Genomic DNA, 14467 nt, shown 5'->3' on the forward strand with positions numbered 1-14467 from the left:
CAAAGAGCAGTCTTGATGCAACTGGAGGCAGCGGGCTTCAGGGCGTTTTGTATAATAAGTTAAATCAGGGGAGCTAAGCCGTTGATTGGGGTTTGTTTTATCCCGCTAATCTTTAAACGCAGAATGAAAGGGGCATTTTTTGTCTCATTACGAACTAATCATTCCTTGGAAAGGCAACATAAGCATATTAGTATCGCCGCTTGCTGTTTAGGTTTATTGTTTATTGATTCACTGTTTAGGTTCTATCATTTGGGTTCACTGTTGTAAAAGTTTGGGTTCGCTGTTGTAAAAGGGTCATTCGCCAACTGAAAATCTTGTGGCACCTGCAAATTCGGGCTCCTCGCTTTCGCTTGAGAAGATTTTAGAGAACATTTCCGCTCTTGCCCTTCAGATTCAACAGTGCAGGGATTTAGAGGAGATTCTACAGTGGGCGATCGCTGATACCAGAAGCCGACTGCAAACCGATCGCGTCTTGATCTACTGCTTGCGAGAAGATGGGAATGCTGTCATTGCCTATGAGTCTGCTGGTGCGGAGTGGACACCGCTGATCGGGCAGGTGATTTGTGATCGCAGTTTTAATGAGATCTGGGTCGAACGATACCGCCAGGGCGAAGTCGCAGCGATTTGTGACATTCGAGCAGGAGATTTGCCAGCCAGTCCGGCTGAACGGTGGGAATGGTTGCAGGGGCAAGCCAATCTGGTCGCGCCGATTGGGAGCCAGGGCAACTTGTGGGGACTGCTGATTGTTCATGACTGCCGCAGCTCGCGTGAGTGGCAGCCGATCGAAATGCAATATTTGCAGCAGGTCGCGCTTCATCTGGGCATTGCGGTTCAACAGGCAAATTTGCAGCAATCTCAGCAGGGGCTAGTCGCTGAGCTAGACGATCGCCAACGGCAAATCTATCAGGCATTGCAGACCAGTGAAAATCGTTTGTCACTTGCCTTGAAAGCAGCAAACGCGGGGATGTGGCAATGGGATCTGATAACCAATCAAACGTTTTGGTCAGAAGAGAACTACCGCTTGTTGGGCTATGAGCCGCAGATCCATAACCCCAGCTATCAAAACTGGCTTAACGCGATTCATCCAGACGATCGAGAAGCTGCCGATCGGTTTGTGACCCAGGCATTAGCAGAAAAACGGAACTGCAGCATAGAATATCGCGTGCTCTTGCCGGATAACCAAGTGCGCTGGTCTGCTGATATAGGTGAAATTCTATATGACGCAGACGGCAACCCCACGGGCATCATTGGCATTCAGATTGACATTACCGAGCGCAAGCGGGTCGAAAACGAACGCAAACAGGCTGAGCTTGCTCTGCAACAGCTTAACCAGGAACTCGAACTTAGGGTGCAGAAACGCACGCTCGCCCTTCAGCAAAGCGAGGCTTGCTGGCAGTTTGCGCTAGAAGGGGCAGGCGATGGCGTGTGGGATTGGAATATTCAAACCAATCAGATCGCCTTTTCCTGGCAGTGGGGAGCGATCTTGGACGATGCTGAGCCTGGGGGAATCAAGACACTGGAGGAATGGAATCGTCGAATTCATCCTGATGATCGCGCCTCGTGCAACGACAAGCTGGCTGACCATCTCAGCGGCAAAACTCCGATTTATCAGAATGAATACCGGGTTTACTGCAAAGACGGCAGCGAAAAGTGGATTCTCGATCGCGGCAAGGTCGTGGAGTGGACGGCAACGGGCAAACCGCTAAGAATGATCGGCATTCATGCCGATATCACCGATCGCAAACAGGCAGAGGAACAGCGACAAGCCCTAGCCAATCGCCTTAAGCTGGCGGTAGAAGCAGCCCATATGGGGGTTTGGGATTGGGATCTGGTCAACGATTGCCTCGTTTCAGACGATCGCATTCATGAACTTTATGGCATTCAGCTGCCTGGAGCAGTCGATTCCTACGCAGCCTGGGAAGCCTGTGTTCATCCTGATGATCTACCGACCCGCCGTGCGGCTATCCAGCAAGCTCTTGTAGAAAAAACAGCGGTTAAATCAGAGTTTCGGGCAATTTTACCAGACGGAACCCTGCGCTATATCGAATCCTGTACGCTGGTGCTGCGCGATGCAGCGGGCACTCCGATTCGGATAATTGGCATCGATCTAGATATTAGCGAACGCAAGCGCGTTGACAACGAACGAAAAGCTGCCGAAGCCGCCCTGCGAGAACAGCAGCAGTTAACTGAGCAAATTGCGGAATCGACTCTGGCAATTTTGTATATCTACGACTTGATTGAACAGCGCAACGTCTACTGTAGCCAGCAGGTTGAAGCGGTATTGGGATACTCCTCCGCCGAGGTTCAGGCAATGGGTGATCTGCTGTTTGTGCTGCTGATTCACCCCGATGATATGCCCAGAGTCATCCAGAATCAGCAGAATTTTTCTCAAATGCAGGAGAATGAGTTTCTCGAAACCGAGTACCGAATGCGGCATAAATCGGGAGACTTTCGCTGGCTACTGGGTCGAGACAAAATTTGGAACCGCACTCCTGCGGGAAACCCCAGACAGGTGGTTGGCGTTGCCGTTGACATTACTGCGTTAAAGGAATACGAAGCAACGCTGCATCAGCAGGCAGAACGGGAACGGCTTCTGACCACAATCGCCCAAAATATTCGTAAAACGCTGGATCTAGAGCAAATCCTCGACACGGCGGTCATAGAAGTTCGGTGGCTGCTTCAGGTCGATCGCGCGATTATTTATCGCTTTGAAGCCGGCTGGAGCGGCTTGGTTGTGGCTGAATCCGTGGCGGAAGGATGGCAATCGCTGCTGGGCAGGCAGATCACTGATACCTATTTTGCAGAAACCCAGGTACAGCTGTACTTTCAGGGACAAATCACTGCCGTCGATGACATTTACCGTGCCAGCCTGACTCCCTGCTATCTCGAAATGCTGGAACAAATTCAAGTGCGGGCGTTGCTGGTGGTGCCCATTCTTCAGAACGACCATTTGTGGGGGCTTCTGGTGGCACATCATTGCCACAACACTCGCCAGTGGGAATCCTTTGAAATGGCATTGCAGGAGCAGTTGGCAACCCAGCTTGCGATCGCTATTCAGCAGTCAGAACTGCATCAGCAGGTGCAAATTCTCAACGCTGAATTAGAGTTGCAGGTGCAGGAGCGAACCGCTCAACTTCAGCAGTCTCTCCACTTTGAGGAATTGCTGAAACGCATTACGGATAAGGTGCGAGACAGCCTGGACGAACAGCAAATCTTGCAGGTAGTTGTCGAAGAGTTAGCCAAGGATTTACCGATCGAAGCCTGCGACACTGGAATTTACAACGCCGAGCAGACGCTTTGCACCATTGTGTACGAGTTTACCAATACTCTCTCTCCGATTCAGGGACAAACCTTTGAGATTGCCAAGGCTCCTCACAGCGAGATTCATCTCTCTCTTTTGCAAGGACAACTCTGCCAATTTTGTGGGCTGACGACCAATACCCTTCGCTCCGGGCAGCAATTGTTGACGATTCTGGCTTGTCCCATTCGGGATGAAAAAGGAATTTTGGGAGAGATCTGGCTGTTCAAATATTCGCAGGAACTGTTTAACGAGCTAGAAGTGCGGCTTGTGCAGCAGGTTGCCAATCAATGTGCGATCGCCCTGCGTCAATCTCGGCTTTTCCAGGCAGCGCAGCAGCAGGTGCAAGAACTGGAGCGGCTCAATCAGCTCAAAGACGACTTCCTCAGCACTGTTTCCCACGAACTGCGAACGCCAATGTCCAATATCGGTATGGCAACCCATATGCTCGGAATTAGCTTGGAGCAGTTGGGCATCCTCACCAATGAGTCAAATCCGATCGCTCGCTACTTCAATGTGCTGCGAACTGAGGGACAGCGCGAGATTAGCTTAATTGACAATCTGCTCGATCTCACCCGTCTGGACGCCGGGACTGACCCGCTCAATTTCACAAGCATTGGGCTTCAGTACTATCTTCCCCATCTTGCTGAAAGTTTTGTTGAACGTGCCCGCCAGCAACAGCAGCAATTCGCCATCCACATCCCGCCCGATCTGCCTCCCCTCATCACCGATATGTCCTATCTGGGGCGCATTCTCAGCGAACTGCTGAACAATGCCTGCAAATATACCCCCTCTGGAGAAGCGATCGCCCTTGCTGCCCAAGCCACACCAGAACATTTAGCAATTCGGATTAGCAACTCTGGTGTCGAAATTCCTCCAGCGGAACATGAGCGGATCTTTGACAAGTTCTACCGTATTCCTAACAGCGACCCCTGGAAATACGACGGGACAGGACTGGGATTAGCGTTAGTGAAAAAGCTTGTTCAGCGATTAGGCAGTAGAATTCGCGTGGAAAGTGCAGCTGGACAAACTGCCTTTATTGTCGAATTTAAGATTTCTGCTTAATGTGTCCACCGGGCACGATACTCCCGCGCATCCAGATGGCAGAGAGCCGGAAAACTGCTGTAGCGTCCTAATCCGCCTGTCCACCAGGGATCGAGTGCCCGATAAACCTGATCACCCGTCAGCCCATCGCAGTAAAAATCGATCGCATCCCCAATGAGGTGACGGCTAAACGAAGCTCCGCCCACGTCCTGATTAATTGCCGGAGGGCGATACCAGCTTGTCACTCGAAACGGACGACCAATGCGATCGCGGGCTTGCTGGGCTAAAGCTGCAATTCGCACAATGCCGTCTACCGTTGCCTGATTGGGTGGCATTCGGGTTCCACCGTGGGTGGCTTCTGCCCAGGTAAAGCTGCCGTTGGGCATAATGGCCGCATAAAGCTGAATATTCTCCGGTGTCCAGCGGGTTGGACGGGGAGGCAGAGGTTCAGGTTCAGGCGCAGGGGCAGCGTCGGTTGATCCACGCCCAGCCGTTTCCATTCGCCGCACATCTTGCAGTAAAGACTGAAGTGCCTTTTCGCGGGTATCCAATCCTCGCCAGAGCTGCACCAGTCGAATCAGTGCCTCTCGCTGCTGGTCAGTTTCGCGATAAGTAACGGGCACACGGCGCATAAAGTCCAGCAGAGCGCGATCGAGCTGAGTCGCCGCATTGATGAGCTGTGTGCGATCGGGATTGCTGGCGGTCAGAATCTGCGAATTCACGCCCAGAGCCGTCAGAGCCGAGGTGCGCGAGTCTAACCCTGCCCAAAGGCGATAGGTTTCTGTGAGTGCGTTGCGCTGATCGCCCCGTCCCTGATAAAACTGCGGAATGCGCTGCACAAAGGCCATCAACGCCGGGTCAACAATTTGAATATTCGTTTCTGCCGAGAGATTATTTTGCAGCGCGCCGATCGCCTCTTCCCGCGAATCGAGCTGCCGCCAGAGCTGCACTAATCGCACCAATGCCTCTCGCTGATGAGGGTATCCGGCAAAAAAAGGTGAAACCTGCTGCATAAACTGAAGCAAAGGCTGATCCAACCGGGTCGCATCCAGGGTCAGCAAAGCCGGATCGTTTTCCGGGATTCGGAGCAAGCCTGCGATCGTCGCCTCACGAGTATTCAGCTTGCGCCAGATTCGTACCGCTTCCAGCAAAGATTCCTGCTGATAGCTCAGTCCCAGATAATAGCGCGGCAGTCGTTCCACAAATCGCAGCAGCGCATTGTCGAGATAATCTAAGTTCTGCGGCAACTGGCTTCCGCTAAAGTCGATCGCCAAATCTGCAATCAAAGCCTGCTTTAGTGCATCCCGATCGCCGGGTTCTAATCGAGCAGAAGTCGGCTCACTCACAGGCGGAATATAGCCCAGTGCAACCGTTTGAATGAATCGATCGCTATATCGCCCCTCTGCCCCATTCCACAAATCCGCCCCCTTCCACCCCTGAGCCGTCAACTTATCCGTCAGGCTGCGAATCGTATTGGCCGCAAACTGTACCTGCTCTGGAAACGTATCCACCTGCTCCGGCGGAATCCGATTGGCAGGCGAAATGCCCAACCCCGTTTCTCCATCGCTCAGTGCAGGACGACGCTGGACGGCATAAAGGGCGGCAAGAATGGGTTTATGAATCCCAGTGCGGGCGGCTTCGAGGAGATAGTAGTAGTTGCGCTGCTCTGGGTTGAGTCCTGCCATAGCGATCGGTGGGGGGAATCAGATGGTCTGTTTTATTTTGCCTGATTCGGGGGTGAGTGGGTGAGTGCAGGGTGGTTTTGGGAGGCGATCGGGGGAATAGGGCGATCGGGTGGATTACGGCAGGGGCAGGTAAGGACGATCGCCAAAGTCGGGCAAGGAAACATCCTGCTGCTCAAGCTGAATCAGGGCGACCTCGATCGCCTTTTCGAGCTGAGAGTCTTTGCCCTGTCGCCAGTCTTGCGGGGTGATTTCGACTTCAATATCGGGATCAGTGCCGTAGTTTTCAACATTCCAGCCCACATCTTTGAACCAGAAAGAATACTCAGGCTGCGTCACCGTGCTGCCATCCACCAAGGAGTGAGTGGGTGAAATGCCAATGACTCCGCCCCAGGTGCGTTTGCCGATCAGCGTACCGATTTTCATCAGCTTAAAGCAGTGGCTGAAGATATCTCCGTCTGATCCGGCTTGTTCGTCAGTCAGGGCGACGACCGGACCCAGAACGGAATCGCTCGGATAAGGTTCTGGCTTGCCCCAGCGCGGCACATCGTAGCCAACTCGCTCTCTCGCCAATTTTTCGAGCAAAAGCTGAGAAACATGACCGCCGCCGTTATAGCGCACGTCTACAATTAAGCCCTGTTTGTGGACTTCTGCGAAATAGTAGCGGTGAAACTCTGCATACCCACCCGCGCCCATATCCGGGATGTGCAGATAGCCAACTCTGCCCTGGGTTGCTTCTGTCACCTGGCGATGGTTGCGCTCGACCCATTCTCGATAGCGAATATGGGTTTCCCGGTTCAGCGTTTTGACTGAGACAGTGCGAGTCGTCGGTTTCGATTCGCTGGCTGTGTTATCTGTTGAATTATCGGGTGAGTTCTCTGGGGGTGCAGCTTCAGTAGGTACAGCTTCAGTAGGTACAGCTTCAGTAGGGGCAGTTTCAGTAGGGGCAGAATTGGTTTGGGCGGTTTCGGCATCGGTTTCAGCCTCTTCAGGACGGGCGGCAAAGGTAAGGCTTACTTCACAGCCCGACTGGTGAACGAGCAATTCCTGGGGCGATCGGTGTAACCCCACCCGTTGCCCGTTGACCGCCAGCAAAATATCGCCTTCCTGCACATTCAGCCCGACCTGATTCAAAGGTGAATCGTGCTCGGTCCAGGAGTCTCCCTGCACGATGTGGGTAATGCGATAGCCGTCTGTATCTGAGTCGTACTGGAAATCTGCACCCAAAAAGCCTAGGTGATAGTGGGGTTCATGGCGATAGTCGCCGCCGTATTCGTAGGCATGGGACGTGCCCAGTTCGCCCTGCATTTCCCAGATCAGGTCAGAAAACTCCGATCGCGTTGAAATCCGATCGAGCAACGGACGATAGCGATCGTACACGCGCTCCCAATCCACGCCGGACATATCTGCCGTCCAGAACTGCTGCTGCTGAAGCCGCCAGATCTCTTTAAACATTTGCTGCCATTCCTGGGCAGGCGTCACAGAGACCCGAATGCGATCGAGCTTGAGCCAGCCGCTTTTCTTACCCGGTTCTTCTCTGGCGCGTTCCTTATCTTGGGGATTGGTGGAACAGACCCGCAGCCGATGACCCGATCGATAAATCACCGTCTTGTGATCTCTTGAAACTCGGAAGCTCGACACTTCACAGGCGAGACGTTCCTGCTTTTGTGCTTCAAAGTCATAGAGTTCCAGCGTTGCTTTGCCGTTGCCATTGCCGTTGCCCTGCTCCAGGCTGCCCGTGACCGGATATGCCGTAAACAGCACTTTCCCTTCTACGCCCCAGATTTGCCCGTAGCGTCCTTCGCTGACCGGGAATCCCAGAATGCGGCGATCGATTCCTTCAAGGTCAACTTTGACAGGCTGAATTTTCTTTTCTGCCTTCTCTGAATCTTTCTCTTTTTCTTCTTCTTTCTTATCGTTTGTCTTGTTCTCTTCCTTTCCATTTAGCAGCTTTGACTGCATCACAAACGGATTCGGTGTCTCTTTTTGCAGCGAGATTAGGAACGGACGCATTCCCTTTGGAAAGCCCAGATCAAAGTAGATTGAGTCATACACCGGATTAAAGTCGCGCACTGAAAGGAAATAAATAAACTTACCGCCCGGATCAAAAGCAGGCTGTACATCCCGGAAGCGGGGCGGTGTTAGGCGATGCAAGGTTCCGTCTTCCAGGTGACAGAGCTTGATCGAGAAAGTGAGCTGGCTCTCGGCGCAGCTATAGGCAACCCATTGTCCATCTGGCGACCAGGAAAAGCCCTGGATCCAGGCAAAATTGCTGCGATCAAGGATTCGATGCTCCCTGGTATTCAAATCAATCCAGATCAGCTCGTGTCGATGGTTAGTCAAAATTACCTGATCGGCGGTCGGCGATACCTCTAGCCCGTTCACCCGCCCAATATCCAGCCCTTCCAAAACTTCTGCTTCTGTATCCAGATTCAGCGACAGGATTTCCAGTGCCTCAACTCCAGTGCAATCGCTCACCGATACCAATCGCTTTTTGTCATTTAGCCAGCGCGTTAATCGATAGCGTCCGGCTTCAGATTGCCCCAGCGACAGCACTGCCCCTTCCCAATTGCTCAAGGCAAACGGTTTGCCTCTGGTGCTCAGCGTCGTGGAATGTCCTTTTGGGTGCAGGTCATAGCTGTCAAGAAACTCGCTTGCTTCGACAAATTTTCGCTGTCGCTGCACTCTGGGACTGTAGAAGTCAACTTCAATTCGAGTGTTAGTGTTGGCTGCGGGATCAAAGCAGTACAGCTCTGCTCCTGCATGGTAGACAATGCACTGTCGATCGGTAGAAGCGTGGCGGGCATAGTATTTGCCGTGATCCGTGTGACGCTGCAAATCTTCCCCTTCAGGGGTGCAAGAGTAGATATTGCCGATGCCTTCGTGATCTGAAATGAAATAAATGCGATTGCCTACCCACATGGGCGCAGCCAGATTACCGTTGAGCTGAATCAGCAGCCGAAAGTTACCGTCCCCCTGCACATCAACCCACAACACGCCCACAGTGCCGCCTCGATAGCGTTTCCAGCGTGCCGGGTCCGCAATATTTCTGCCGATGACGACACCCCCGGCACGACCAAAGCTCACTGCATTCGCCACACCCCAGGGAAGCTCTTTGGGTAGACCGCCCTCAGGCTCGATCGTGTACAGCCGGGGCATTCGAAAAAAGGGCTGCGTTGCGCTGCTGCAAAACACAATCTGGCTGTCGGGAGTCCAGCCTACGGTTGAAGCGGAACCCGTAAACGTGAGCCGAGTGGCTTCGCCCCCGGTTGCGGGCATACAGTAAACCTCTGGGTGTCCTTCTTCCCGTCCGGTAAACGCCAGCAGCTCGCCATTGGGAGAGAGAACAGGATGCCTCACTTCACCCAGATTTGCCGTTAACCGGACTGCCGCACCGCCCGATCGCGGAACCGTCCACAGGTCATCTTCGCAGACAAACACAACACGATCACCGCTCAGGGTGGGATAGCGATAGTAACCAGCTTGATTCATGGAATTCGATCGGCTAAGAGAGGCAATTTCCTGATTTTAGACAATCTCCGCTAATTTGAGCGATTTATTGTTTCTCTGGGTACTTGACAAAAAGTAAAACAAATTCACCACAGTTTTCTTTTAGTCATATCCTCACTCGTATAGCTGAGTATCGTTTAAGTTTACTTAGGCTTCAATTTGCTACCGTCTCAATCACACTTCCCCTATCCCCATTGCTCGCCTGTTGTTCAATGCCTTCAGCAGCCATAGTTCACGCAGGAGGATTGATTAAAGTTTTTACAGAAGTTGTTTCTGATACTGACGTAAACCGTGAATTTGCGGTTTGAGGTCGAGTAAGGGAGGTCGAGAAATCAATAAAGTTTCTACAAAGACGATCGATTCTCTCAGTTATAGGCAAACACAAGCATTATTCAGACTCTCAAAGTACTGTGAGGCAAGCTTTTTAGTAGGGTTAGCAACCTTTGTTCTCCTTATCCTTTAGGATCACTCAGACGGAGGCGTAATAAAGTTTTTACGAAGACGACCGTTTCATGCCTTTTTCTCTAGGGGAGATCAAGTATTATCTTTAGTTCAATTGCATTAAGAGACGCTGAGGCTTTCTTAGAAAGGTACTGCTCTTAACCACCGTGCCTTAATTGTTTTGGAACGTCCGTAACGTGAGGTTGGAGACTGAATTGAACATAATTAAATCGAAATTAAATCGAACACTGTAGCTTCATAAATTCCAGATTGGTTTTGATTGGCTTAATTAGTTTCTATTGCTTACCCTGAATTCCCTTACCAAGCTATTTGCAGCACGGAGATACTGAATATGCTTCTTACAGATCGCCTCCGGGAGCTATCTACTCAAAATCCTTACTTCACGGTTACAGAAAATTTCTTCAAGCCCTTGCCCTATCCTGTCTATTTCGTAACCAAAGACCCCAAATGGCTTCCCTTAATTAATAACCCCGATTTGGCGTTTGATGATTCGTTTTATGAACTGTGCGTCACTGGACATGACATGTGGTCGGCTCAGGCATATCTCGATCTAAAGCGGCGCGGCTTTGATGTTCATCTGGTATCAGAGCCAGTACCAGGAAAAATTTGTATTATTCCTTACTATTACCTTCAACCTAAAGATTGGCTATTTAAAAGCTATGTTATCGGCTGCCGATACGATACTCCTCACCCCCAACTTTGTAATCACCGAATTGTTATCAACCCGCTACAGGTTCGAGATCAAACTCATCACTACTTACCCCATCGACCTCAGCCCAATCTTCGACCTCGTGATGCTTTGCGGGGCATAACGCTCAAAAATCTTGTCTTCAAAGGACACTCTTATAATCTTGCAGAACCGTTCAGAACTCCAGAGTTTCTATCAGCATTGGAAGCAATGGGAATTACTCTGAGAATGAGTACCGAAAATTTAGATTCAAGTTTTGCGGATTGGGCAAACTACACTGAGGCGGATGCCGTAATTGCAGTGCGGAATAACACCGTTTACGATATTTCTCTAAAGCCAGCTCTGAAGTTGATCAATGCTTGGTTTGCAGGATGTCCAGCTATTTTGGGTCCAGAGCCAGGATATCAACAAATACGCCGATCGGAACTGGATTACTTTGAGGTACGCACCCCCGAAGAAGCGATCGCAGCTCTCCAGCGGCTCCAGCAAGATCCCGAACTTTATCTAGCAATGGTTGAAAACGGCTTTAAGCGCGCTCAAGAATATACCCTCGATCGCGTCATCCTGGAATGGCATCACTTCTTGACTGGACCGATCGCTCAAGGATACGAACAATGGCTGCGTCGATCGGCGATCGAAAAACAGTTTGGGCGCCCCCTGCGCTATGCAGGGCAAATCATTCGCCAGAAATTGGCAGAGAAAGAGTATAAGCACAAGATTCATCACGGACCTCGAATCCTTGAGGGAGCGCAAAGCAGCGTCTAAATTTTGCCTGCTCCTAACTTTTGCGTCTGACTTTTGCTTCTAACTTTGCGAGTGATGTCCCTTGCCCTGTCGTTTCCCAAGAATAGGGCAGGGAAACCTCGTTTAGCGATCGAGTTTACGAAAGCAGCTCAAAGTCCCTTACTCTTAGGGAGCATCCCGTAAAGCAACAAAAAAGGCGGCAGAGCCGCCCCAGTTGTTTTATCGGAGGTTTACCAGATCACTTGCACTCCACAGGAGTTCTAACTGGCTTACTTGTCTTCTGTGAATTCGGCATCGATCACGTCATCGCCGCTGGGAGCCGAACCGCCCGTGCTGCCGCCATCATCGCTCGGACCTGCGCCCGGTGCGCCTGCGCCCTGATACAGATTGCTACTGATGTTATAGAGCAATTGCTGCATTTCGTTCGGCAGGGAGCGCATCTTGTCGTAGTCTTCGGCGTTGATCGCCTGACGCAGCTCTGCCACCATGTCTTCCAGCTTGGTTTTGTCGTCTGCGGGAATTTTATCGCCCAAATCCTTGAGCTGCTTTTCAGTCTGGTATGCCAGCGATTCAGCCTGGTTCTTGATGTCGATCTTCTCGCGTCGCTCCTGGTCAGCCGATGCGTTCATTTCGGCATCGCGCACCATTTGCTCAACCACATCCTTCGGCAGCGTCGAAGCACCCGTAATGCTGATCGACTGCTCTTTGCCCGTGCCCTTATCCTTCGCGCTCACATTCAGAATGCCGTTAGCGTCGATGTCAAAGGTGACTTCGATTTGAGGCACGCCACGGGGAGCCGGGGGAATGCCATCCAGACGGAAGGTTCCAAGGCTCTTGTTGTCGTTTGACATCTGACGCTCGCCTTGCAGAACGTGAATTTCTACGTTGGTTTGACCGTCAGCTGCCGTCGAGAAGGTCTCAGATTTCTTGGTGGGAATGGTGGTGTTGCGCTGAATGATCGGGGTCATCACGCCGCCAAGGGTTTCAACGCCCAGCGAGAGCGGAGTCACGTCCAGCAGCAGAATATCTTTCACTTCGCCTGCCAGCACGCCTGCCTGAATTGCCGCACCGACTGCCACCACTTCATCCGGGTTCACCGACTGGTTGGGGTCTTTGCCCAGCACGCGCTTCACAACTTCCTGCACAGCGGGAATCCGGGTTGAACCACCCACCAGGACGACTTCATCGATCTGGCTCTTGTCCAGCTTCGCGTCGCGCAGCGAGTTTTCAACGGGAATGCGGCAGCGATCGATCAAATCAGAGCAAAGCTCCTCAAACTTGGCGCGGGTCAGAGTGACATCTAGGTGCTTGGGGCCGTCCTGCGTTGCGGTGATGAAGGGCAGGTTGATTTCAGTCTGAGTCACGCTGGAGAGCTCGATCTTGGCTTTCTCGGCTGCCTCAGTAAGACGCTGGAGTGCCTGCTTATCTTTGCGAAGTTCAATGCCTTCGTTGCGCTTAAACTCTTCTGCTAGGAAGTCTACGATCTTCTTGTCGAAGTCGTCGCCGCCCAGGTGGGTGTCACCGGAGGTCGATCGCACTTCAAACACACCGTCGCCCACTTCCAGGATCGATACGTCGAACGTACCACCGCCTAAGTCGAATACCAGAACCGTCTCGTTGGTCTTCTTATCCAAACCGTATGCCAGTGATGCAGCAGTCGGCTCGTTGATAATTCGCAGCACTTCCAGACCTGCGATCTTGCCTGCGTCTTTGGTTGCCTGACGCTGGGAGTCGTTAAAGTAAGCAGGAACGGTAATCACTGCCTGAGTAACGTCTTCGCCCAGATACTTGCTGGCATCTTCCTTCAGCTTCCGCAGCACTTGGGCGGAAATTTCTTCGGGGGCGAACTGCTTGCCTTGCGCCGTACAGTCAATTTTGACGTTGCCGCTAATGTTCAGCACTTTGTAGGACACTTCGGTCATCTCGTTGCCGACTTCATCAAAGCGACGACCGATAAACCGCTTCACCGAGTAAAAGGTGTTCTCCGGGTTCATCACTGCCTGACGCTTTGCAATCTGTCCGACAAGACGATCGCCATTTTTCGTATAAGCAACAACCGAGGGTGTCGTGCGGAACCCTTCTGCGTTTGCAATAACGGTCGGCTTACCCCCTTCCATCACTGCCACACACGAGTTGGTTGTTCCTAAGTCAATTCCAACAACTTTAGCCATATACCTTTCAAATCTCCGGTTCTAGAGTTCTCGATGATCTGGTTGCTCACAAACCAAATGGATTGGGGTGTCCGTCCCTCGGCTGCCGGGTGTCCCGGTCGTCCTTTGTTCTAAGCAACGAGACTGCAATAAACAGCCAAACGCCGCCACAGCTCAGGATGCAGCACTACCTCTATAGTGTGTATTTTTGCTCATTCCTTGAAGGCGGGTTTACCGAACAAGGGGTGGGACGGTTTGATAATTCGGGATTGATGAATGAGTTTGTCTATTCTGTAAAAGATCCAATCTGTAGAAGATCCAAACGCAAGGGTGCTGATAGAACAAAACCACGATCGATCGCAGAACAGATAGGCTTTATCCGAAATTTCAAATCCCAAACTCAAAGCTCACATGGTCTTAGTGTAAGAATTTCGATCGGGTGGCGCGTGGGGGCGAACCGTAACAGACAGGTGGTATTTGCCGTGCCGAGATAGATTTGGCTTCCGAGAGGAGAGCCATAGTCTCTGTAAGGGCAGGTTTTGCCAGAGGAGTAATGTTGGTTACGCTTTGTTGATGCGATCGATTGTAACCGTAGAAGGCAGTTTCCCTAATGTTGTGGTGATACAGTCACCCAGTAATTCGCAAGGTTCGAGTATCACTGCCCAACCGGACAATTTCTATAAAATTTCTAGGTAGAATCTAAGTGTATTTTCTAACCTTTATGTAGAATCTACGTAGGAACTATATTTTTTCGCAGAAATAAGTAAACTGTGAACGGTAGTGCCTCAGGATAATGTGGGATTGGTAGAGTAGAGAGGAACCTCGACTAGAAGCAAAGCGATGGAATGTCCTCTGTGCGGTCATAGCAAAGCTCATAAACATGGCAAGA

General features: G+C 51.5%; 5 protein-coding genes. 2 read left to right on the top strand and 3 right to left on the bottom strand.

Features of this window, described 5'->3' with window-relative positions; translation table 11 throughout:
* Positions 1 to 316 precede the first annotated feature (316 nt).
* On the top strand, positions 317 to 4363 hold the full coding sequence (locus NDI45_RS05530) for a PAS domain-containing protein (protein WP_348246717.1): 4047 nt from the start codon (positions 317 to 319) through the stop codon (positions 4361 to 4363).
* On the opposite strand, the gene NDI45_RS05535 is transcribed toward NDI45_RS05530, so the two are convergent.
* Together NDI45_RS05535 and NDI45_RS05540 are read right to left on the bottom strand one after the other, a co-directional pair.
* Positions 4360 to 6027 (bottom strand): D-Ala-D-Ala carboxypeptidase family metallohydrolase, encoded by a 1668-nt coding sequence (locus NDI45_RS05535; protein WP_348246718.1) that lies wholly within the window; start codon positions 6025 to 6027, stop codon positions 4360 to 4362. The genes NDI45_RS05530 and NDI45_RS05535 overlap by 4 nt on opposite strands.
* 114 nt (positions 6028 to 6141) lie before the next feature.
* A complete protein-coding gene (locus tag NDI45_RS05540; RefSeq protein ID WP_348246719.1) occupies positions 6142 to 9516 on the bottom strand; it encodes a S41 family peptidase in 3375 nt (1124 codons plus the stop codon).
* Positions 9517 to 10327: 811 nt separating this feature from the next.
* On the opposite strand from NDI45_RS05540, the gene NDI45_RS05545 reads away from it, so the two are divergent.
* Complete coding sequence (locus NDI45_RS05545) at positions 10328 to 11449, top strand: glycosyltransferase (RefSeq protein WP_348246720.1); 1122 nt, start codon at positions 10328 to 10330, stop codon at positions 11447 to 11449.
* Between the two features lie 248 nt (positions 11450 to 11697).
* On the opposite strand, the gene dnaK is transcribed toward NDI45_RS05545, so the two are convergent.
* Positions 11698 to 13599 (bottom strand): molecular chaperone DnaK, encoded by a 1902-nt coding sequence (dnaK, locus tag NDI45_RS05550; RefSeq protein ID WP_190792584.1) that lies wholly within the window; start codon positions 13597 to 13599, stop codon positions 11698 to 11700.
* Between the last annotated feature and the right edge of the window lie 868 nt (positions 13600 to 14467).

Origin of the sequence: Leptolyngbya sp. GB1-A1 (assembly GCF_039962475.1) — a bacterium.
GTDB lineage: Bacteria > Cyanobacteriota > Cyanobacteriia > Elainellales > Elainellaceae > Leptolyngbya_A.

Excerpts from the sequence above, each read along its gene's own strand:
- NDI45_RS05545 (WP_348246720.1), top strand. The coding sequence starts at position 10,328 with ATGCTTCTTACAGATCGCCTCCGGGAGCTATCTACTCAAAATCCTTAC.
- dnaK (WP_190792584.1), bottom strand. The coding sequence starts at position 13,599 with ATGGCTAAAGTTGTTGGAATTGACTTAGGAACAACCAACTCGTGTGTG.
- NDI45_RS05540 (WP_348246719.1), bottom strand. The coding sequence starts at position 9,516 with ATGAATCAAGCTGGTTACTATCGCTATCCCACCCTGAGCGGTGATCGT.
- NDI45_RS05535 (WP_348246718.1), bottom strand. The coding sequence starts at position 6,027 with ATGGCAGGACTCAACCCAGAGCAGCGCAACTACTACTATCTCCTCGAA.